The 20,617-nt window shown below is 50.0% G+C and carries 30 protein-coding genes; 2 read left to right on the top strand and 28 right to left on the bottom strand.

Annotated features, from left to right (window positions below):
• Positions 1-14: 14 nt before the first annotated feature.
• The 28 genes from secY to B5F38_RS03920 form a co-directional block, all read right to left on the bottom strand.
• Entirely contained in the window at positions 15-1,337 is a 1,323-nt protein-coding gene (secY, locus tag B5F38_RS04055; protein WP_087408030.1) for a preprotein translocase subunit SecY, read from the bottom strand.
• A gap of 4 nt (positions 1,338-1,341) precedes the next feature.
• The gene (gene rplO / locus B5F38_RS04050; RefSeq protein WP_087408029.1) at positions 1,342-1,788 is read right to left on the bottom strand and encodes a 50S ribosomal protein L15; all 447 of its coding nucleotides are present in this window, start codon (positions 1,786-1,788) and stop codon (positions 1,342-1,344) included.
• 31 nt (positions 1,789-1,819) lie between these two features.
• Complete coding sequence (gene rpmD, locus B5F38_RS04045) at positions 1,820-1,996, bottom strand: 50S ribosomal protein L30 (RefSeq protein WP_025278752.1); 177 nt, start codon at positions 1,994-1,996, stop codon at positions 1,820-1,822.
• Positions 1,997-2,011: 15 nt separating this feature from the next.
• On the bottom strand, positions 2,012-2,530 hold the full coding sequence (rpsE, locus tag B5F38_RS04040; RefSeq protein ID WP_025278751.1) for a 30S ribosomal protein S5: 519 nt from the start codon (positions 2,528-2,530) through the stop codon (positions 2,012-2,014).
• Between the two features lie 5 nt (positions 2,531-2,535).
• The gene (gene rplR, locus B5F38_RS04035) at positions 2,536-2,877 is read right to left on the bottom strand and encodes a 50S ribosomal protein L18 (protein ID WP_087408028.1); all 342 of its coding nucleotides are present in this window, start codon (positions 2,875-2,877) and stop codon (positions 2,536-2,538) included.
• Between the two features lie 19 nt (positions 2,878-2,896).
• Positions 2,897-3,451: a 50S ribosomal protein L6 gene (gene rplF, locus B5F38_RS04030; RefSeq protein WP_025278749.1), complete on the bottom strand. Its 555-nt coding sequence runs from the start codon at positions 3,449-3,451 to the stop codon at positions 2,897-2,899.
• A gap of 19 nt (positions 3,452-3,470) precedes the next feature.
• Positions 3,471-3,866, bottom strand: a complete 396-nt coding sequence (rpsH, locus tag B5F38_RS04025) for a 30S ribosomal protein S8 (protein ID WP_087408027.1) — start codon at positions 3,864-3,866, stop codon at positions 3,471-3,473.
• 58 nt (positions 3,867-3,924) lie between these two features.
• On the bottom strand, positions 3,925-4,194 hold the full coding sequence (rpsN, locus tag B5F38_RS04020) for a 30S ribosomal protein S14 (protein WP_008862846.1): 270 nt from the start codon (positions 4,192-4,194) through the stop codon (positions 3,925-3,927).
• A 3-nt stretch (positions 4,195-4,197) separates the two neighbouring features.
• Entirely contained in the window at positions 4,198-4,755 is a 558-nt protein-coding gene (gene rplE, locus B5F38_RS04015) for a 50S ribosomal protein L5 (protein ID WP_025278747.1), read from the bottom strand.
• On the bottom strand, positions 4,755-5,075 hold the full coding sequence (gene rplX / locus B5F38_RS04010) for a 50S ribosomal protein L24 (protein WP_025278746.1): 321 nt from the start codon (positions 5,073-5,075) through the stop codon (positions 4,755-4,757). The genes rplE and rplX overlap by 1 nt, the downstream gene beginning before the upstream one ends.
• Before the next feature lie 21 nt (positions 5,076-5,096).
• A complete protein-coding gene (gene rplN / locus B5F38_RS04005; RefSeq protein ID WP_008862849.1) occupies positions 5,097-5,462 on the bottom strand; it encodes a 50S ribosomal protein L14 in 366 nt (121 codons plus the stop codon).
• Between the two features lie 2 nt (positions 5,463-5,464).
• Positions 5,465-5,722: a 30S ribosomal protein S17 gene (rpsQ, locus tag B5F38_RS04000; RefSeq protein WP_087408026.1), complete on the bottom strand. Its 258-nt coding sequence runs from the start codon at positions 5,720-5,722 to the stop codon at positions 5,465-5,467.
• 17 nt (positions 5,723-5,739) lie between these two features.
• Positions 5,740-5,937, bottom strand: coding sequence for a 50S ribosomal protein L29 (rpmC, locus tag B5F38_RS03995; RefSeq protein WP_087408025.1), 198 nt, complete (start codon positions 5,935-5,937; stop codon positions 5,740-5,742).
• A 3-nt stretch (positions 5,938-5,940) separates the two neighbouring features.
• Positions 5,941-6,372 carry a 50S ribosomal protein L16 gene (gene rplP, locus B5F38_RS03990; RefSeq protein ID WP_087408024.1) on the bottom strand — a complete coding sequence of 144 codons (432 nt, stop codon included), beginning with the start codon at positions 6,370-6,372 and terminating at the stop codon, positions 5,941-5,943.
• A 14-nt stretch (positions 6,373-6,386) separates the two neighbouring features.
• Positions 6,387-7,112 carry a 30S ribosomal protein S3 gene (gene rpsC / locus B5F38_RS03985; protein ID WP_087408023.1) on the bottom strand — a complete coding sequence of 242 codons (726 nt, stop codon included), beginning with the start codon at positions 7,110-7,112 and terminating at the stop codon, positions 6,387-6,389.
• Between the two features lie 7 nt (positions 7,113-7,119).
• Positions 7,120-7,530, bottom strand: a complete 411-nt coding sequence (rplV, locus tag B5F38_RS03980) for a 50S ribosomal protein L22 (RefSeq protein WP_087408022.1) — start codon at positions 7,528-7,530, stop codon at positions 7,120-7,122.
• Positions 7,531-7,574: 44 nt separating this feature from the next.
• Positions 7,575-7,844, bottom strand: a complete 270-nt coding sequence (gene rpsS / locus B5F38_RS03975; RefSeq protein WP_025278741.1) for a 30S ribosomal protein S19 — start codon at positions 7,842-7,844, stop codon at positions 7,575-7,577.
• A gap of 20 nt (positions 7,845-7,864) precedes the next feature.
• The gene (gene rplB, locus B5F38_RS03970; RefSeq protein ID WP_087408021.1) at positions 7,865-8,689 is read right to left on the bottom strand and encodes a 50S ribosomal protein L2; all 825 of its coding nucleotides are present in this window, start codon (positions 8,687-8,689) and stop codon (positions 7,865-7,867) included.
• Positions 8,690-8,696: 7 nt separating this feature from the next.
• Complete coding sequence (gene rplW, locus B5F38_RS03965; RefSeq protein WP_087408020.1) at positions 8,697-8,987, bottom strand: 50S ribosomal protein L23; 291 nt, start codon at positions 8,985-8,987, stop codon at positions 8,697-8,699.
• Positions 8,988-9,004: 17 nt separating this feature from the next.
• Entirely contained in the window at positions 9,005-9,625 is a 621-nt protein-coding gene (gene rplD / locus B5F38_RS03960) for a 50S ribosomal protein L4 (protein WP_087408019.1), read from the bottom strand.
• The gene (gene rplC / locus B5F38_RS03955) at positions 9,625-10,239 is read right to left on the bottom strand and encodes a 50S ribosomal protein L3 (RefSeq protein WP_025278737.1); all 615 of its coding nucleotides are present in this window, start codon (positions 10,237-10,239) and stop codon (positions 9,625-9,627) included. Before rplC ends, rplD begins: the two co-directional genes overlap by 1 nt.
• A gap of 21 nt (positions 10,240-10,260) precedes the next feature.
• Positions 10,261-10,566: a 30S ribosomal protein S10 gene (gene rpsJ / locus B5F38_RS03950; RefSeq protein ID WP_008862860.1), complete on the bottom strand. Its 306-nt coding sequence runs from the start codon at positions 10,564-10,566 to the stop codon at positions 10,261-10,263.
• A gap of 20 nt (positions 10,567-10,586) precedes the next feature.
• The gene (fusA, locus tag B5F38_RS03945) at positions 10,587-12,707 is read right to left on the bottom strand and encodes an elongation factor G (RefSeq protein WP_087408018.1); all 2,121 of its coding nucleotides are present in this window, start codon (positions 12,705-12,707) and stop codon (positions 10,587-10,589) included.
• Between the two features lie 25 nt (positions 12,708-12,732).
• Complete coding sequence (gene rpsG, locus B5F38_RS03940; protein ID WP_087408017.1) at positions 12,733-13,209, bottom strand: 30S ribosomal protein S7; 477 nt, start codon at positions 13,207-13,209, stop codon at positions 12,733-12,735.
• A gap of 168 nt (positions 13,210-13,377) precedes the next feature.
• Entirely contained in the window at positions 13,378-13,782 is a 405-nt protein-coding gene (gene rpsL, locus B5F38_RS03935) for a 30S ribosomal protein S12 (RefSeq protein ID WP_008862863.1), read from the bottom strand.
• A 250-nt stretch (positions 13,783-14,032) separates the two neighbouring features.
• Positions 14,033-14,581, bottom strand: a complete 549-nt coding sequence (gene rfbC / locus B5F38_RS03930; RefSeq protein ID WP_087408016.1) for a dTDP-4-dehydrorhamnose 3,5-epimerase — start codon at positions 14,579-14,581, stop codon at positions 14,033-14,035.
• A 118-nt stretch (positions 14,582-14,699) separates the two neighbouring features.
• Complete coding sequence (locus B5F38_RS03925; protein ID WP_087408015.1) at positions 14,700-16,388, bottom strand: asparagine synthase-related protein; 1,689 nt, start codon at positions 16,386-16,388, stop codon at positions 14,700-14,702.
• 25 nt (positions 16,389-16,413) lie between these two features.
• Positions 16,414-16,659 (bottom strand): hypothetical protein, encoded by a 246-nt coding sequence (locus tag B5F38_RS03920; protein WP_087408014.1) that lies wholly within the window; start codon positions 16,657-16,659, stop codon positions 16,414-16,416.
• Between the two features lie 137 nt (positions 16,660-16,796).
• Here B5F38_RS03920 and B5F38_RS03915 point away from each other — a divergent pair, with 137 nt between their 5' ends.
• Positions 16,797-17,990: a putative sugar nucleotidyl transferase gene (locus B5F38_RS03915; protein ID WP_087408013.1), complete on the top strand. Its 1,194-nt coding sequence runs from the start codon at positions 16,797-16,799 to the stop codon at positions 17,988-17,990.
• Between the two features lie 97 nt (positions 17,991-18,087).
• Positions 18,088-20,616 (top strand): M6 family metalloprotease domain-containing protein, encoded by a 2,529-nt coding sequence (locus tag B5F38_RS03910; protein WP_087408012.1) that lies wholly within the window; start codon positions 18,088-18,090, stop codon positions 20,614-20,616.
• Position 20,617: the final 1 nt, after the last annotated feature.

The following is a 20,617-nucleotide window of genomic DNA, read 5'->3' as shown; positions in this document are numbered from 1 at the left end:
CTATACTCCTTGTTTTAATAAGCTCCGCTACGACCTTTAATGCGGCCCGATTTCATCAGACCGTCGTAATGGCGCATCATCAAATGGCTTTCGATTTGTTGCAAAGTATCCAACACTACACCTACCAGAATGAGCAGCGACGTTCCGCCGAAGAACTGAGAGAACTCGGCGCTTACACCGCAAATCTGGGCAAAGGCCGGCATGATAGCCACGATAGCCAGGAAGATAGAACCGGGCAACGTGATTCTCGACATGATCGAGTCGAGGTAGTCGGCAGTCTTCTTACCGGGTTTCACACCGGGAATAAAGCCGTTGTTGCGTTTCATATCCTCGGCCATCTGCGTGGGTTGCACGGTGATTGCCGTATAGAAGTAGGTGAAAACGATGATAAGGAATGCAAACACGAAGTTATACCAGAATCCCGTCATCGACATGAACGATTGCCAGAACGAACTTGCGTTGGTCACGCTGAACCCGGCAATGGTGATGGGGATAAACATGATGGCCTGGGCAAAGATGATAGGCATCACACCGGCCGTGTTGACCTTCAAGGGGATATACTGGCGAGCGCCGCCGTACTGTTTGTTACCCACAATACGTTTGGCGTATTGTACGGGGACTTTCCGGGTGCCTTGTACGAGCAGAATTGCTGCGGCGATAACGGCCAGCAGGAAGACGATCTCGACCAGGAACATCACCAAACCACCTTGTTTCGAAGCCAGACGGCTGGTAAACTCGGCGGCGAAAGCCAGCGGCAGACGGGCGATGATACCGACCAGGATGATAAACGAAATACCGTTACCGATACCTTTGTCGGTGATCCGTTCGCCCAGCCACATGATAAACATACTACCGGCAGCAAGCACGATTGTAGAAGAAACTATAAACAACCAACCGGAGGGGAATAAGGCCGAACCCATCTGTACTTTCAGGTTCACCAAGTAGGCGGGACCTTGCAGGAGCAGAATGATAACGGTCAAATAGCGGGTGTATTGGTTAAGTTTCGTACGACCGCTCTCGCCTTCGCGTTGCAGCTTCTGGAACGAGGGCATCACCATACCCAGCAATTGAATCACAATCGAGGCGGTGATATAAGGCATAATTCCCAAGGCAAAAATCGAAGCGTTGGAGAATGCACCTCCCGAAAACATATCGAGCAACTGCATCAGACCCTTGCTCGTCTGGTTGCGCAAGGCATCCAGATTGGCAGGATCGATACCCGGAAGCACGACGTATGACCCCACGCGGTATACCAGCACCAGCAGGATAGTGGTGATGATACGTTTGCGGAGGTCTTCGATTTTCCAAATGTTTTTTATAGTTTCTATTGCTCTCATTGTATTAGAGTTTGACTACTGTTCCACCTGCGGCAACGATAGCAGCTTCGGCAGTTTTGGAGAATGCGTGAGCGCAAACTTCCAATTTGGCCGTAAGAGCACCTTTACCAAGAATTTTCACTAACTGATTCGAAGAAATAAATCCGGCAGCCACAAGTGTTTCGATGTCGATCTTCTCCAATTTCTGGCTATCGGCCAGCGATTGCAGAGCCTCGAGGTTGATGCCTTTGTATTCTACACGATTTATATTCTTGAAGCCAAATTTCGGAACACGGCGTTGGAGAGGCATCTGACCACCCTCGAAACCGATTTTGCGTTTGTAACCCGAACGCGACTTTGCTCCTTTATGACCTCTGGTAGAAGTTCCACCCAAACCCGAACCCGGTCCGCGACCGATTCTCTTTCTTGTTTTGGTTGACCCTTCGGCGGGTTTTAAATTACTCAAGTCCATATTGTTACTTTTTTTTAATCGATGGATAAAATTACTCAACTACTTTCACCAGGTGTTTTACCTTCTCTACCATACCCAGGATTTGGGGGGTAGCGTCGTGTTCTACGACATGGTTGAGTTTTCTCAAGCCCAGTGCATCAAGTGTCTTCTTCTGTACAGCGGGGCAGTTGATGCGGCTCTTTACTTGTTTGATCTTTATCTTTTCCATTGCTTCTCCTCCGTATTAACCTTTAAAGACTTTTTCTACAGAGATACCTCTGTTTTGAGCTACGGTAGCCGCATCTCTCAGTTCGCACAAGGCAGCAATCGTGGCTTTCACCAGGTTGTGGGGGTTGGACGAACCTTTCGATTTGGCCAGCACGTCGGTAATACCTACGCTCTCAAGCACGGCACGCATGGCACCACCGGCCTTTACTCCGGTACCCGGAGAAGCAGGTTTGATATATACGAGGGCACCGCCGAATTTGGCCAGCTGATCGTGGGGGATGGTACCTTTGAGAACCGGTACTTTCACCAGGTTCTTCTTGGCAGCTTCCACACCTTTGGCGATTGCGGTAGTTACCTCGCTCGCTTTACCCAGGCCCCAGCCTACGATACCGGCTTCGTTGCCCACTACGACAATAGCCGAGAAGCTGAACGTACGGCCACCTTTGGTTACTTTCGTTACACGGTTGATGGCAACCAGACGGTCTTTCAACTCGATGTCGTTTGTCGATTTTACTCTATTTATTTTTCCTGTCATGACGATTAAAATTTAAGGCCACCGTTGCGGGCAGCATCAGCTAATTCTTTTACTCTCCCATGATACAGGTAACCGTTGCGGTCAAATACAACCGTGGTAATACCGGCTTCCTGTGCTTTCTTGGCGATAGCTTCACCTACCTTGGCTGCCATCTCTTTTTTGGGAGCGGCTTCCATGCCTCTGGACGAGGCGGCGGCAAGAGTTCTGCCGGTGAGGTCATCGACCAATTGCACATATATTTGCTTATTGCTTCTAAACACCGTCATACGGGGACGCTCGGCCGTGCCGGAAACTTTACCGCGTATGCGGGTTTTGATTTTGAGTCTTCTTTCTATCTTCGTTGTCATGATAATACCTGTTTAATGATTATTTGGCACCTGCCGATTTACCCGATTTTCTACGGATTACCTCGCCAACGAACTTGATACCTTTACCCTTGTAAGGTTCGGGCTTGCGCAGCGAACGAATCTTGGCACATACCTGGCCGATCAGTTGCTTGTCGCACGATTCGAGAATAATCAACGGGTTTTTGTTTCTCTCCGATTTGGCTTCTACCTTGATTTCGGCAGGAAGTCTCAAGAAGATGGCGTGCGAGTAGCCCAGCGAGAGCTCGAGCACCTGGCCTTGGCTTTGGGCACGGTAGCCTACGCCCACCAGTTCCATCTCTTTCTTATACCCTTCGGAAACACCTACCACCATGTTGTGGATAAGAGCACGGTAGAGACCGTGGAGGGCACGGGTTTGTTTCTCATCATTAGGCCGGGTCACGTGGATAGCCCCGTCTACCATTTCAACTTTAATTTCGGGCGATACGGTCTGCGACAGCTCCCCTTTGGGTCCTTTTACCTTTACCTCATTTCCGGAGATAGTAACGGTAACTCCGGCGGGTACTACTATGGGCAATTTTCCTATTCTTGACATAATATATACCTCCTTTTAATTAGTAAATGTAACATAATACCTCACCGCCGATCTTCAGGTCGCTGGCCTCTTTGTTGGTCATCACGCCTTTCGAGGTGGAGAGAATTGCAATACCCAAACCGTTCAATACACGCGGCATGTCTTTGTAGCCGGTATAACGGCGCAAACCCGGACTCGATACACGAATCAGCTTTTGGATTGCGCTCACTTTGTTTACGGGGTCGTACTTCAAGGCAATCTTGATGGTGCCTCGGGGACCGTCTTCTACAAACTTGTAATTGAGAATGTAGCCTTTTTCAAAAAGGATTTTCGTGATTTCTTTTTTCAATCTCGAGGAAGGCACTTCAACTACTCTGTGATGAGCTTTGATGGCGTTTCTCAATCTTGTCAGATAATCTGCTATTGGATCTGTCATATAAAAATTTGTTTAAATTGATCCGGAGTCTCCGGACAATATTTAACACTAAAAATAATTACCAGCTTGCTTTCTTTACACCCGGGATAAGACCTGCCGAAGCCATTTCGCGGAATTGTATACGGGAAATTCCAAACTGACGGATGTATCCTTTGGGACGACCGGTGATCTTGCAACGGTTGTGCAGACGTACACGCGATGCGTTTTTCGGCAGCAGTTGAAGGGCCTCGTAATTGCCTTCTGCCTTGAGTTGTTTTTTCTTTTCGGCATATTTGGCAACCAGCTTGGCTCTCTTCACTTCACGAGCTTTCATCGATTCTTTTGCCATATCTTAGTCTTTTTTTGCGTTTTTAAAAGGTAAGCCAAATGCTTTGAGAAGAGCATACCCTTCCTCGTCGGTTTTGGCTGAGGTTACAAAGGTAATATTCATTCCCATAATTTTGGTAATACTATCGATATTTATTTCAGGGAAAATGATTTGCTCCTGAATTCCGAGGGTGTAGTTGCCTCGTCCATCGAGTTTGCTTTCGATACCTTTGAAGTCGCGGATACGGGGAAGAGACACGCGTACCAGACGCTCCAGGAACTCGTACATGCGCTCGTGACGGAGGGTTACCATCACACCGATGGGCATCTTCTTACGCAGCTTGAAATTCGAGATATCCTTGCGCGAGAGGGTTGCCACTGCTTTCTGACCGGTGATGGCCGTCAACTCGTTGATGGCGGTTTCGATGATTTTCTTGTCGGCCGTTGCTTCGCCAAGACCTTGATTGATCACGATCTTTTTCAAAACAGGCACCTGCATGATCGACGAGTAGTTGAACTCCTTCTGCAAGGCGGGCACGATTCTTTCAAGATATTCTTTCTTCAGATTTGCGGTGTTGTTCATTACTTAATCTCCTCTCCTGATTTTTTGGAATAACGTACTGAAACGCCTGCTTCATTTTTCTTCCGGCCGATACGGGTAGCTTTTCCGCTCTTCGGATCCAGAGGATTCAAGTTCGAAATATGAATAGGAGCTTCTTTCTTCACTATACCTCCCTGGGGGTTTTTGGCATTGGGTTTGGTACTCTTCGATACCATGTTGATACCTTCTACGATGGCACGTTGCTCTTTTACCAACACGCTCAGTACACGACCGGTCTTGCCTTTGTCTTCACCGGCGTTTACATAGACTGTATCTCCCTTTTTGATATGTAACTTGCTCATTTAATCTTTCGCTTTATTCGATTAAAGTACTTCGGGTGCCAACGACACGATTTTCATATTTACGGCACGCAGCTCACGGGCTACCGGGCCAAAGATACGGCTACCGCGCAACTCACCCGCATTGTTCAACAATACACAGGCATTGTCGTCGAAGCGGATATACGAGCCGTCTTGACGACGGATTTCCTTTTTCGTGCGCACGATAATGGCTTTCGATACGGCGCCTTTTTTCACATCGCTCGAGGGGATAGCGCTTTTGATCGCTACGACAATCACGTCGCCTACCGACGCATAGCGACGGCCGGTACCACCCAACACGCGAATACAAAGAGCTTCCTTAGCTCCGCTGTTATCAGCTACTGTAAGTCTTGATTCTTGTTGTATCATAATTACTTAGCTCTTTCGATGATTTCTACTACTCTCCATCTCTTTGTTTTGCTCAAAGGACGAGTCTCCATCAGCCGCACGGTATCACCGATGTTGCATTCGTTCTTCTCGTCATGAGCATGGTATTTCTTCGTCTTGTTCACGAATTTACCATAGATCGGGTGTTTCTCTTTCCATTTCACGGTCACGGTAACCGTCTTTTCCATCTTGTTGCTGGAAACCACACCGACTCTCTCTTTTCTTAAATTTCTACTTTCCATCTTAGATATGTGGCTGATTATTTTTTATTAAGTTCACGTTTGCGCAACTCGGTTTTCATGCGCGCAATCATCCTGCGTTCGTGAGTTATTTTAGCAGGACTGTCCAACGGCGAGATGCTGTGGTTGATCTCCATCTGGTTGAGTGCGGCTACGGCTGCATCCAATCTCTCTTGCAATTCCTTGGAGCCTAATTCTTTTACTTCTGCTTTTTTCATAACTTACACATTTTGACTGGCGTCGTAGTCACGACGAACAACGAACTTAGTAGTAATCGGGAGTTTCTGGGCACCCAGGCGCAGAGCCTCCTTGGCAATCTCATAAGGTACACCCTCTACCTCGATAATAACACGACCCGGCGTGATGGGGAATACGAATCCCTCGGGATTACCTTTACCTTTACCCATACGTACATCGGCCGGCTTCTTAGTAATAGGTTTATCGGGAAATATACGGATCCAAATCTGACCTTGACGTTGCATGTAACGTGTTACAGCAACACGAGCGGCCTCGATTTGACGACCTGTAATCCATTTCGTATCTAACGACTTGATGCCGAAAGAGCCGAAAGCCAGCTGGTTGCCTCTTTGGGCATTGCCCTTTTGGCGACCTTTTTGCTGTCTTCTGAATTTAGTTTTTTTCGGTTGTAACATAGTTCAATTTTCGTTTAGCGGTTAGTTTTGGGTTTTCTGAAGCCCTTTTTCGGTCCTCCGTTTCCACCACGTGCCTCTTTGGCGTTGTTGGTGAACGCGGGAGCCAGGTCTTTCTTTCCGTAGATTTCGCCACGGCAGATCCAAACCTTGATACCGATGATGCCTACTTTCGTAAGAGCTTCTACCAAGGCATAGTCAATATCGGCACGCAATGTGTGCAGGGGGGTTCTTCCCTCTTTGTACATTTCGGAACGAGCCATTTCGGCACCGTTCAAACGACCCGACACTTGTACTTTGATACCCTCGGCGCCCATGCGCATCGTCGAAGCGATGGCCATCTTCACGGCACGACGGTAAGCGATTTTGCCTTCGATCTGGCGAGCGATGTTGCTGGCCACGATTTCGGCGTCGAGTTCGGGGCGTTTTACCTCGTAGATATTGATCTGTACGTCCTTGTCGGTAATCTTCTTCAACTCTTCCTTGAGCTTGTCTACCTCTTGACCGCCTTTACCGATGATCAGACCCGGACGAGCCGTGCACACGGTAATAGTGATCAACTTCAACGTACGTTCTATAACTATGCGTGAAACGCTGGCTTTTGCAAGACGGGCATTCAAATACTTCCGGATCTTGCTGTCTTCCAACAACCTGTCACCATAGTTTTTACCGCCATACCAATTGGAATCCCAACCTCTGATGATTCCCAAACGGTTACTTATCGGATTTACTTTCTGTCCCATCCAGCAATTAGTTTTTGTTATTGTTTTTATTTATTGTATCGACAAACAATGTTACGTGATTCGAACGTTTGCGAATCCGGTAACCTCGTCCTTGCGGAGCCGGACGAAGACGCTTCAACATTGCTGCGCAATCTACATAGATTGTCGAGATGTACAGTTCTCCGCTTTCGGCCTTGCGCTCGTTCTTTTGCTCCCAGTTGGCAATGGCCGAACGCAACAGTTTTTCCAGTCTTTGCGAAGCTTCCTTGTTCGAGAACTTCAATACGCCCAAGGCTTTGAATACCTCCATACCTCTTACCATATCGGCTACCAAGCGCATTTTACGGGGAGAGGTAGGAACATTGTTCAACTTGGCGAAATATTGAGTTTTCAGAGCTTCCTTCCTTCTATTGGCTGATTCTCTTTTTCTTGCACCCATTTTTCAATTCTTTAATTGTATTAAAACTCGCATTCCCTCAGGCCTTATTTTTTCTTGTTACCTGCATGGCCGCGGAATGTACGCGTAGGAGCAAACTCGCCGAGCTTGTGGCCTACCATGTTTTCGGTAACGTATACGGGAATAAATTTATTACCATTGTGTACTGCAAAAGTATGCCCTACGAATTCGGGTGAAATCATAGATGCACGCGACCATGTTTTGATCACAGACTTTTTGCCTGATGCCTCCATGGCGGCAACTTTTTTATCCAGCTTCACACTGATATATGGGCCTTTTTTTAATGAACGACTCATGTTGTTGTCAATTTATCAGATTACTTTTTCCTTCTTTCAATTATATACTTCGAAGAGTGTTTCTTCGGAGCTCTGGTCTTCAAACCTTTTGCATACAAGCCTTTTCTCGATCTGGGGTGTCCACCTGATGCACGACCTTCACCACCACCCATCGGGTGATCTACAGGGTTCATCACGACACCACGGTTGCGAGGACGACGGCCCAACCAGCGCGAGCGTCCGGCTTTACCCGAGCGTTCGAGGGCGTGATCCGAGTTTCCTACGCTGCCGATCGTGGCTTTACAGGTTGCGAGGATTTTTCTGGTTTCTCCAGAAGGTAATTTGATAATTGCATAATCGCCTTCTCTCGAAGTCAACTGAGCAAACGTGCCGGCTGAGCGAACCAGGAAGGCTCCTTGACCCGGACGCAACTCGATGTTGTGAATAACAGTACCGATAGGTATGTTTTTCAAGGGCAACGCATTTCCTACCTCAGGAGCTGCATTTTCGCCAGACATCAAGGTTGCTCCAACTTCCAAGCCGTTGGGTGCAATAATGTAACGTTTTTCACCGTCTGCATAGAACAAGAGAGCGATACGGGCCGAACGGTTCGGGTCGTATTCGATCGTCTTTACAGTAGCGGGTACACCGTCTTTGTTTCTCTTGAAGTCGATCAATCTGTATTTTCTCTTGTGACCGCCGCCAATGTAGCGCATCGTCAGATGCCCTTCATTGTTACGACCACCCGATTTTCTGACACCTCTTACAAGAGATTTTTCTGGCGCGCTAGCAGTGATATTATCAAATGCACCAATAACTTTGTGTCTTTGCCCCGGTGTTGTGGGCTTTAATTTTCTTACTGCCATTGTTTAATTAGATATTGCTATAAAAATCAATAGTTTCTCCTTCTTTCAATGTAACCAAGGCTTTCTTATAAGCGGCCGTCTTACCCGAGATGAGACCGGTCTTGGTGTAGCGGCTTTTGTTTTTGCCACGATAGTTCATCGTGTTTACCGATACGACCGTCACGTTGTACATCGCTTCTACGGCTTTCTTGATTTGCAACTTGTCGGCCTTCGGGTCCACACGGAAACCATAGCGATTGTATTTCTCGCCCATGGCCGTCATTTTCTCTGTTACGATAGGTTTAATAATAATTCCCATATTTAAGCCTCCTTACATCAAAAGTTATTGATAGCGGCTACCGTGCTCTCCGTCAAAATCAAAGCCTTGTTGTCCAATACTTTGTAGGTGTTGAGCTCCGAAACCGTTACCACATTTGTTCCCGTAAGATTACGGGCCGACAAATATACGTTTTTATTTTGTTCCGATAAAACCAAAAGTGACTTTTTATCAGCAACTTGCAAATTTTTCAGCAAGTTTACGAATTCCTTGGTCTTGGGGGCATCGAAAGAGAAGTCCTCTACCACTACGATGGCATTCTCCTGAGCCTTGTAAGTCAATGCCGACTTGCGGGCGAGTTCTTTCACTTTCTTGTTCAGTTTGAAACGGTAGTCACGGGGTTTGGGACCGAATACACGACCACCACCGATCATAACCGGCGAGTTGATATCACCGCTACGAGCGCCGCCCGTTCCTTTTTGTCTTTTCAGTTTGCGGGTACTACCCGATACTTCGCTTCTTTCTTTGGATTTGTGAGTTCCTTGACGCAGGTTGGCCAAGTATTGTTTCACATCGAGATATACGGCGTGATCGTTGGGCTTGATTCCGAATACGGAGTCGTCCAGAACAACCTTCTTACCGGTGTCCTCACCTTTAATGTTATATACGCTCAGTTCCATTATTTCTCAATTATTACGATTGAACCTTTACTGCCCGGTACCGATCCTTTGATGAGCAAAAGATTGTGCTCGGGTATTACTTTTAACACTTGAAGGTTTTGCACGGTTACACGGCTGTTACCCATCTGGCCGGCCATACGAGTACCCTTGAACACACGGGCAGGATACGAACATGCACCGATAGAACCGGGGGCACGCAAGCGGTTGTGCTGACCGTGAGTGGTCTGGCCTACACCGCCGAAACCATGACGCTTAACTACACCTTGGAAACCTTTACCTTTTGATACGCCGATTACATCTACGTAATCCGCACCTTCAAACAAATCGACGGCAATCGTGTCGCCCAATTTGTATTCGGTATCGAATTTGAACTCGGCCAAGTGTCTCTTGGGCGTTACGCCTGCTTTCTTGAAATGGCCGGCTTCGGGCTTCGTAGTGTGTTTATCTTTCTTGTCGATAAAACCTACTTGTACTGCCTCGTAACCATCCTTTTCAACGGTTTTGATTTGCGTAACCACGCAAGGACCAACTTCGATAACAGTGCATGGTACATTTTTACCCTCGGCACTGAAAACGGATGTCATTCCGATTTTTTTTCCTAATAATCCTGGCATTTCTACTTAATTTTTGTTGAATCACACTTTAATTTCTACATCCACGCCGCTGGGCAACTCCAATTTCATCAAGGCGTCTACGGTCTTGGCCGTCGAGCTGTAGATGTCGATAAGACGCTTGAACGAAGACAACTCGAATTGCTCTCTCGATTTCTTGTTTACGAAAGTCGAGCGGTTTACCGTGAAGATACGTTTGTGAGTAGGAAGAGGAATAGGCCCGCTCACTACTGCGCCCGTAGCTTTCACCGTCTTTACGATTTTCTCGGCCGACTTGTCAACCAAGTTGTGGTCGTAAGACTTCAATTTAATTCTGATTTTTTGGCTCATATTGATATTTGATGGTTTAATTACAATAAATCTACTCTACCGTTTACTTCGGTCAACACATTCTTGGCAATCGACGAGCTTACCTCGGCATAGTGCGAGAACGACATCGTCGAGGTGGCACGACCCGAAGTGATGGTACGCAGGGCGGTTACATAACCGAACATCTCGGCCAGAGGTGCCGTTGCTTTCACGATACGGGCGCCCGAACGGCTCGACTCCATACCTTCGATTTGGCCACGACGTTTGTTCAAGTCGGAGATTACATCACCCATGCTCTCTTCGGGGGTTACTACCTCGATCTTCATGATAGGCTCGAGCAATACGGGTCCGGCTTTTTCGCAGGCTTTCTTGAAGGCCTGGATGGCACAGAGTTCGAACGACAACTGGTCAGAGTCTACGGGGTGGAACGAACCATCGAGTACGGTTACCTTCAGGCTGTCTACCGGGAAGCCGGCCAATACACCGTTCTTCATAGCCGTAGTGAAACCTTTCTGAATCGAGGGGATGAACTCTTTGGGGATGTTACCACCTTTTACTTCATCTACGAATTCGAGACCGGCCTCTTCGCGAGTCGAGGGCTCTACGCGTACGATGATGTCGGCAAATTTACCACGACCACCCGTCTGTTTCTTGAATACCTCGCGGAGCTCAACCGGTTTGGTGATAGCCTCTTTGTAGGTAACTTGGGGACGACCCTGGTTACATTCTACCTTGAACTCACGTTTCAGACGGTCGATAATGATCTCCAGGTGGAGCTCACCCATACCGCTGATAACCGTTTGTCCCGTCTCCTCGTTGGTAGCTACGGTAAAGGTAGGATCCTCTTCGGCCAGTTTCTGCAGACCGATACCCAGCTTGTCGAGGTCTTTCTGAGTCTTGGGCTCAACAGCGATACCGATCACAGGTGCGGGGAAGTCCATAGCCTCGAGTACGATAGGAGCGTCTTCGGCGCAGAGCGTATCGCCCGTGCGGATATCCTTGAAACCTACACCGGCACCTATATCGCCGCAGTCGATCGACTCTTTGGGGTTCTGTTTGTTCGAGTGCATTTGGAACAGACGCGATACACGCTCTTTCTTACCCGAACGGGAGTTGAGTACGTAAGAACCGGCAACGATTTCGCCCGAATATACACGGAAGAAGCAGAGACGGCCTACATAGGGGTCGGTTGCAATCTTGAAGGCCAATGCACACATAGGCTCAGAGAAGGAGGGGTGACGTACCACTTCTTTCTCGGGGTCGTTCATGTCGTGACCTACCACGGCCGGCGTATCTACCGGGCTGGGCAAGAATGCGCAAACGGCATCGAGCAGCGGTTGTACACCTTTGTTCTTGAACGACGAACCGCAAATCATAGGAACGATTTGCATGGCCAGCGTACCTTTGCGGATAGCGCGGACGATTTCGTCTTCGGTAATCGTCGAAGGATCGGCGAAGTATTTCTCCATCAGCTCGTCGTCACACTCGGCGATTTTCTCGAGCATCTTGTCTCTCCACTCGTCGCACTCGGCTTTCAAGCTGTCGGGAATTTCCTCCAGACTGTAGTCGGCACCCATCGTTTCGTCGTGCCAGTAGATGGCTTTCATGCGAATCAGGTCGACTACGCCTTTGAAAGTCTCCTCAGCACCGATAGGTACTTGGATGGGACAGGGGTTTGCACCCAGTACATCTTTCAGCTGGCGAACCACCTCAAAGAAGTTGGCACCCGAACGGTCCATCTTGTTTACATAACCGATACGCGGTACATTGTATTTATCGGCCTGGCGCCATACGGTTTCAGATTGGGGCTCAACACCACCTACTGCACAGAATGTAGCCACAGCACCGTCGAGCACACGCAACGAACGCTCTACCTCTACGGTAAAGTCGACGTGCCCCGGAGTATCAATCAGGTTGATTTTGTATTTCTCGCCTTTATAGTTCCAGAAAGCGGTAGTGGCGGCCGACGTAATCGTGATACCGCGCTCCTGCTCCTGCTCCATCCAGTCCATGGTAGCGGCACCGTCGTGCACCTCGCCGATTTTGTGCGTCAACCCCGTGTAGTACAGAATACGTTCCGAAGTCGTTGTCTTACCGGCATCGATGTGTGCCATAATACCAATATTTCTGGTATATTTCAAATGAGCGTCAGATTTTGCCATTTTCTTTATTCCTTATTTTATTCAATTAAAATCTAAAATGAGCGAATGCACGGTTGGCCTCGGCCATCTTGTGCATGTCTTCTTTACGTTTGAATGCACCACCCTGCTCGTTGAAAGCGTCGACAATTTCGGCAGCCAGTTTGTCGGCCATCGTTTTGCCACCTCTCTTACGAGAATAGATAATAAGATTTTTCATTGAAATAGATTCCTTACGATCGGGGCGGATTTCCGTAGGTACTTGGAAAGTAGCACCACCCACACGGCGAGACTTAACCTCTACTTGAGGTGTAATATTTTCCAGGGCTTTCTTCCAGATTTCGAGGGCCGATTTCTCCTCGTTGGGCAACTTCGATTTCGCAATCTCCAGTGCGCTGTAGAAAATAGAGTAGGCAGTATTTTTCTTGCCATCATACATCAAGTGGTTCACAAATTTCGAAACCCTTACATCATTGAATACGGGATCTGGTAATACAACCCGTTTCTTTGGTTTTGCTTTTCTCATTTTTTACAATAAATTGTCGTTCTTGTTTTTGGTTGCTGTTCTTTACATCTTCAACGAAATCCGCCGATTTCATTTACTCAACCCAATCAGCCTATCCAATAAACGCGAACCAGTGTTTGACACTAATTCTTTTTAATCTCTTTGCTGGCTTTTTCTCAAAGGTATCGATTATTTCTTACCTTTTGCGGCAGGTGCAGCTCCTGCTTTAGGTCTCTTGGCGCCATATTTCGAGCGACGTTGCGTGCGGCCACCTACACCGGCAGTATCCAACGTACCGCGTACGATGTGATAACGTACACCAGGGAGGTCTTTCACACGACCGCCACGAACGAGTACGATAGAGTGCTCTTGCAGGTTGTGGCCTTCACCCGGGATGTAAGAGTTCACCTCTTTACCGTTGGTTAAACGTACACGAGCAACTTTACGCATGGCAGAGTTAGGTTTCTTAGGAGTCGTCGTGTAAACTCTCACGCATACACCACGTCTTTGCGGACATGAATCCAATGCAGGAGATTTACTCTTGTCTTCCAATACAACCCGTCCTTTTCTTACTAATTGTTGAATCGTAGGCATTTCTTAGAACTTTTTTTAAAAATCTTTTTACTTATAATTTTCCTTCTTATTCTCTCTGTCCAAGACGCTAAAATTGGTCATAGCTTTCACATAATCAATCGATTATATAAACGCTTCGACCTTTTACAGCATCAAAAGTGGTGCAAAGATAAGCACTAAATCACTAAAAACCAAATATATTCGGATTATTTTTCACCATTTTATCGTCAAGTCACAAACGACCGACAACAGTGATTTATATTCCCGCCTGTTACTCGAATGTCTCGATTTCATCGAACCCGAGCCCCTTCATATCTTTCGGCGAGAGTAGCATATCTTCGGGCTTCACCGGCCACACCACACCCACATGCGGGTCGTTGTAGAGCAATGTAGCCTCATGCTCAGGGGCATACACATTGTCGACCTTGTAGCAGAACTGGGCTGTCTCGCTCAATACGGTAAAGCCGTGGGCAAATCCGCGCGGCACGAAGAGCTGGCGCTTGTTGTCGTCGGAGAGTTCTACCCCGATGTACTGGCCGAAGGTGGGCGACGAGCGGCGCAGGTCGACAATCACGTCATACACACGACCTTGAGTCACCCGCACCAGTTTGGCTTGCGAATATTCACCCTTTTGGAAATGGAGACCGCGCAACACACCGTAACTCGACCGCGACTCGTTATCCTGTATGAAATCGACCGGTCCTACATATTGGTCGAAAAGTTCCTTTTTGTAACTCTCCATAAAATAGCCCCGACTGTCGCCGAACACTTGCGGCTCGATGACGAAGGCTCCCTTTAACTTTTGCTCTATAAATTTCATCACGATTGATTTTGGATGCAAAGGTAGTGAAAGTCAAGAAAAAGAGTTACGACGGAGCCATTTATTTTTGCGCGCCTGCGGCGGTGCCAATCGCCTCTCCTGCCCGCCCGGCCATCGGTCAGCCCAGACTCTTCAGCTGCAGGCAGAGCGAAAGCAGTTTCCACACCTTCGCCGGGTCGGCAAAGAGTTCATCCTCTTCGTGTCGCCAGGCCCGTTCCAGACGAGTGTGGTCGAACCACTCCGATACCCGCCCGTAACGCAGGTCGAGCACTACCTCGTCGGCCCACCGCTTCATCTCGGCAGGCAGCATCGGCTCCTCCGCCTCGCTTTCTGGCGCCAGCCTCACCTCTCCCGAAAGCAAAGGGGTTACCACCTCGTGGTCGAACCACTGCCTGCGCGCCCGTCCCGAAGGGCTGTCGCCGGCCAAGGCAAAGGCTATCTCTATGAGATTGTGGTTCAAAAAGGCATTGCGTATCTGCACGCCATAATACATGCTCATCTTGTCGACACACCGCAACAGGTGGGGAATGCGCTCATAGCATAAGTCGCAAAACTTCAAATGGCTGTTTTCCGACTCGAACAGCCTCCGGTACCGAGGCTTGCGGGCCAGTTGCCGAAAGTCGGCCGACAATACCTCCGAGGGTACCAGCGACGTATATCGGTCGCCCGGCAGAACGGCATCGCCCAGAAAGTGGGCCAACCCCCAACCGCCACTGACCACCGCCAGCCCCCGCTTGCGCATCACCCGGAGAAAGGCCGACCGAGCCACCATCTCCATTCCGTCGACAGGTTCCTCTTGCCAACGGGACAGAAAATCGAGCTCCTTCAACAACATCGCAGGGGTAATGGAAACCTGTTCGAGCGGCACAGCTGTAGCCGACAGTTGCTCGGCCCCCCACAGCACTCCGCTCTGGTGCAACTTCCCGCGATAGGGCATGTAACTCTTCAGATAGCGAGGGGTCCCCGTCCCTTTCATCAAGGCTATAAAGAGGGCCGACTCCATGCCTCCATCGAGCGAAAGGCCCTTGGGCATCTCGCCCATGAGGCTATACCCTACACTGCGGCGCATCTGCTCTCGAAAGGCTTCGGCTCTACGTTCGGGCGATTCGTTGCGCCAGGCTTCGACCCGATTCTCCAATTCGTACCAACGCTTTTCGACCAGCGAATAACCGTTGTAGCGCAGCAAAAAACCGGCCGGCAACTGGTGCACCCCCTCCCAAAAGGTCTCATAGGGCGAACCATAAGTCGAGTAGGCCAGATAACCGGCCCACCGCTCGGCCGACAGCAGGGGCCTGACACCCCCGGCAAACAGGGCCCGCACCTCCGATGCAAAATAAAGATTTCCCCACCGGGTGGCATAGTAGAGCGGCTTGATGCCGAAACGGTCGCGACACAGCAACAACTCTTCGGAAAACCGATTGTAAACGACCAGGGCAAAATAGCCCTCGAAGCGATCGAAGCTGCTATCGCCCCAACGGTCGTAAGCCTTGGCCACCACCTCGCACATGCACCCGGTGGCAAAAGTGTAATAGTTGGCCAGTTGGTCACGCACCTCGGCGTAGTTGAATATCTCGCCGTCGAGCATCACCACCAGCCCCGTATCGGCATCTTCGTAAGGCTGACTCGGAGCCCGGGCCGGGTCGATGGTGTTCATGCGATTGTGCATCAATCCCACCCGGGCATCGACAAAGGTGGAGACCCACCCCACCGGCGTCTCGCGTCCCCGATGATTCTGGGCCTCCGACATGTGTCGCAATACCTGTTCCAACTGATCTACCTCTCCTACAATTCCCGACAAGCCACTCATATCCGTTCGCCTCCCTGCTCTCGTTTTATTCCTTGCCGGCCAGACCGGGGGCACACACCCGTTGAAACAGTTCGTCGAGGGTTCCCGTACTCGAGAAATCCTCGGGGGTCACCTCCACATGATACTCCTCCTCGAGCATCATGGCCAACGAGACTTCAAACAAAAAATTCCACTCCTTCAACCCTTTATAACGGGTATCCAACGTCAGCGTGTCCCGATTCGTCCGGTACAGCATACCGGCGACCAGTTGCACAAAGCGATTTTTCTCCATATCCTTCTTTTTTTCCATAAACGACCACACCGGTCCATTTGTTCAATCCATCATCCTCGAGGCAATACCTCGCCCCAGATTTTGATTTTCCATAAGATTTACATTACCTTTGGTCTATCAATCCATTATACACGATTATGAAAAATATCATTCTCTTCGACACACCCCAGCAGCATCTCGAGCTGCTGCCCCTGGCCTTCACCCGCCCCGTCGCCGACATACGCGTGGGTATCCTCACCCTGAGAGAAAAGTGGGAACGCCTGCTGCCCGGCAGCTACTCCTATATCACCCCCGAATATATGGCCGGGAAATATCCGGCCGTCATCGCCCCCGACAACCTCTTCATCGCCGGTCACCTCATCCCCGACGATACACTGGTTGCCCAGATAGACCGGTTGCAGCCGGGCGAGGCGCTGGTCGACCAGGATACGGTCATCGCCTTCCGGGGCAGCGAAACCGACTTCCGCGAAGGGCGTCACACCGCCACGCTCGCTTGCGAGCAAGAGCCCCGCTACATTCACCACCTCTACGACATCTTCCTGCTCAACGGCGAGTGTCTCGAGGCCGATTTCAAACTCATCACCCGCGGCCGCACCAGCCAGCCGCTCAGCCCGTCGAACCGCGTCATCGGCGACCCCTGCTTTGCCGACGGAACCCCCAAGATATTCATCGAGCCCGAAGCCAAGGCCGAGTGCGCCATCTTCAACGTGACCAACGGCCCCATCTACCTAGGTGCCGACAGCGAGGTGATGGAGGGCAGTTGCATACGGGCCCCCTTCGCCGCCTGCGAACATGTGTTTGTCAACATGGGTACCAAAATCTACGGAGCCACCACCCTGGGACCCTACTGCAAGGTGGGCGGCGAACTGAACAACGTGGTGATGTTCGGCTTCTCCAACAAGGCACACGACGGATTCCTGGGCAACGCCGTCATCGGCGAATGGTGCAACCTGGGCGCCGGCGCCGTAGCCTCGAACCTCAAGAACGATTACAGCGAAATAAAACTGTGGAACTACCCCACCCGCCGCTTCCTGCGCACCCACCTGCAATTCTGCGGCCTCATCATGGGCGACCACTCCAAGGCCGGCATCAACACCATGTTCAACACCGCTACGGTGATAGGCGTGGGAGTCAACATTCACGGTGCCGGGTTCCCCCGCAACTTCGTCGCCTCGTTCAGCGAGGGCGGCACGGCCGGCTTCACCGACGTGCAACTACCTAAATTCTACGCCATTGCCGAGAAAATGATGGCCCGTCGGGGACGCTCGCTCACCGAAGCCGACAAGACTATTTTCGAAGCTATCTACAATCAGGCCGAACAATTGAAGTAGTGCATAAAATAGAATTAAACTAAATTACAAAAAACAGCACCTCTACTGAACAAAATGTCACGAAAAGTAATATATTTGCAACAGAATCATCATACTTATGCAAAGAGTTACTTCAAAGATTGCTTTAGGGGTGCTGTTTTTTGCATCTTCACTTAGCAGCAAAGCCATACCGGCTTACCCCCACGTAGTCGAGTACATCCAACCCGACGGTACAGTGCTCACCATTTCGCTCACAGGCGACGAGCACGGACACTACTACCAGACCCTCGACCGTATCCCTGTCGGGAAAGGCGACGACGGCTTCTACCGATACCTCGACCTGAGGGGGAATACCCTCCGGCAAACTTTCATTGCTCGCAATCCACAGAATCGCACGCCTCGCGAAAAGGCGTTCGTCGACAGTCTTCGCACAAAAAGCTCATATCGCCAGGCTATACAGCAAAAACGCATCAACAGACGCCAACGTTTAGCCCGGGCATTCGACTTTCCCAACCGGGGCGAAGTGCGGGGCCTCATCATTTTGGCCCAATATGCCGACATAAAATTCTCGCCGGTGGGTACACGCGAGGCTTTCGAGGCCCAAATGAACCAAAAGGGCTATGCCGAAAACGGAGCCACCGGCAGCGCCCGCGACTACTTTATAGACCAGTCGAACGGTGTATTCATGCCCTCGTTCGATGTGGTAGGGCCGGTCACCCTCTCTCACGACATGAAATACTACGGAGAGAACGATTTTTACGGGAACGACCTCAACCTGGCGGCCATGATTACCGAGGCCTGTACCGAAGCTCACGAAAAATGCGATGTCAACTTTGCCGATTATGATTTCGACAACGACGGTACAGTCGACTTGGTATATGTCATCTATGCCGGACATGCCGAATCGAACGGAGCCGACGAGAACACCATTTGGCCCGCTGCCGGTACCCTCGACGAGTTTGGTCACTCCCTCACCCTCGACGGGAAAAAGATTTCGACCTTTGCCTGTTCCTCGGAACTAAGTGGAGAAACAGGCGAAATCCTGAGCGGAATAGGAACCTTCTGCCACGAATTTAGCCACTGTCTGGGACTCCCCGACATCTACAACACCGAGTATGGCGACACCTTCGGCATGGGAACCTGGAGCCTCATGGACATGGGCAGCTACAACAACGACAGCAAAACTCCCGTAGGCTACTCGGCTTTCGAACGATACAGCTGCGGCTGGCTCGACCTGCAAGAACTGCAAGAGCCACAAGCCCACATCGCCCTCCCGCCGCTCAACCGCTCGAATCGGGCCTGTCTCATGCGGTCGCCCCATAACGAAAACGAATTTTTCACCCTCGAAAACCGGCAACAGACAGGCTGGGACCGATATGCCGCCGGGCACGGACTCATGATTGTACACATCGACTATGACCCTGTGGCCTGGGATAACAACACCGTCAACAACACCGAAGGACACGAACGGGTGCAAATCGTACCGGCCGACGGCAATTTCACCAACCCGGAAGGCGACCTGTTCCCCGGCACAACCTACAATACCTATTTTACCGAAGACAGTAATCCCGCACCCGAATTGTATAGCGAAGGAGCTTTGAACAAACCGATTATCGACATTCGCGAATCGAACGACACCGTCTATTTCCATTTCATGATCGACCGACTGGCCACCCCCGACCAACTGGGCGTAACCGACGTGACCGACGACGGTTTCACGGCTACTTGGGGCGCAATCGACGGAGCCGATTCCTACACCGTAACTTTGTCCGAACAATACCCCCTGAATACCTTGCTGTTAGGCGAGTCGTTCTCGGGTTTCGCAAGCGGTACTTACTTGATGCCCGACACGACCGAAATTTCACAAAGCCTCGACTCCTACACACAACAACCGGGTTGGACCGGCGAGCGAATAGGCCAATGCGGCGGACGTTGCTGTATCAAAGCCAAGGGATACATGGTCTCGCCCCGGCTCGATTTCAGCGGCGACGGAACTTTCACTCTCGAATTTGAGGCCCAAACCACCCGCAGCTACTACGACGGGCTCGTTATCACACTTTGCGAAAACGCCGATTTCACAGGAGAAAAAATCATCTTCTCCCTGAAAAGCCCTACCTCAAAGACTCTCATCTCCCAAACTTTCAACACGTCAATCGACTCGGGATACCTCAAAATCGAGAGTCTCTCGAACCTCGCGTTGTCGAACCTCTCGCTCTATTCGGGCGAAAAATCGACAGCGCCCAAAAAACCGGTCGCCTCTCATGCAGAGCCTGCAATCATCACCGGGGTCACCGACAATCACTATTCGTTCACCGGGCTGAACCGACAGAGCAAATACCTCTTCAAGATACAAGCCCAAAACACCTACACCCGCTCCGACGAATCGATAAAATTCAAGGTAGGCAACACCTCCGCAATCGACAAGATCGAGACGTCGGGCATGCGCCATATCGCTACAAATCGGAATATACTGCATATATACGGTCAACCCGGCGACCCGGTAACCATCGTATCGATGACCGGACAAGTTCTCCTGAAACGGCAATTAACCGCCGATTCCCTCTCTCTCACGTTGCCGAGCGGTCTGTTCATCATACGTGTCGGCGACGAAACTTTCAAAGCAATCATATCACCTTTAACCCTTTAAT

This window comes from Barnesiella sp. An22, from assembly GCF_002159975.1.
GTDB lineage: Bacteria > Bacteroidota > Bacteroidia > Bacteroidales > Barnesiellaceae > Barnesiella > Barnesiella merdigallinarum.
Note: the sequence above shows the minus strand (reverse complement) of the source record. Positions and strands in the feature narration are given on the sequence as shown.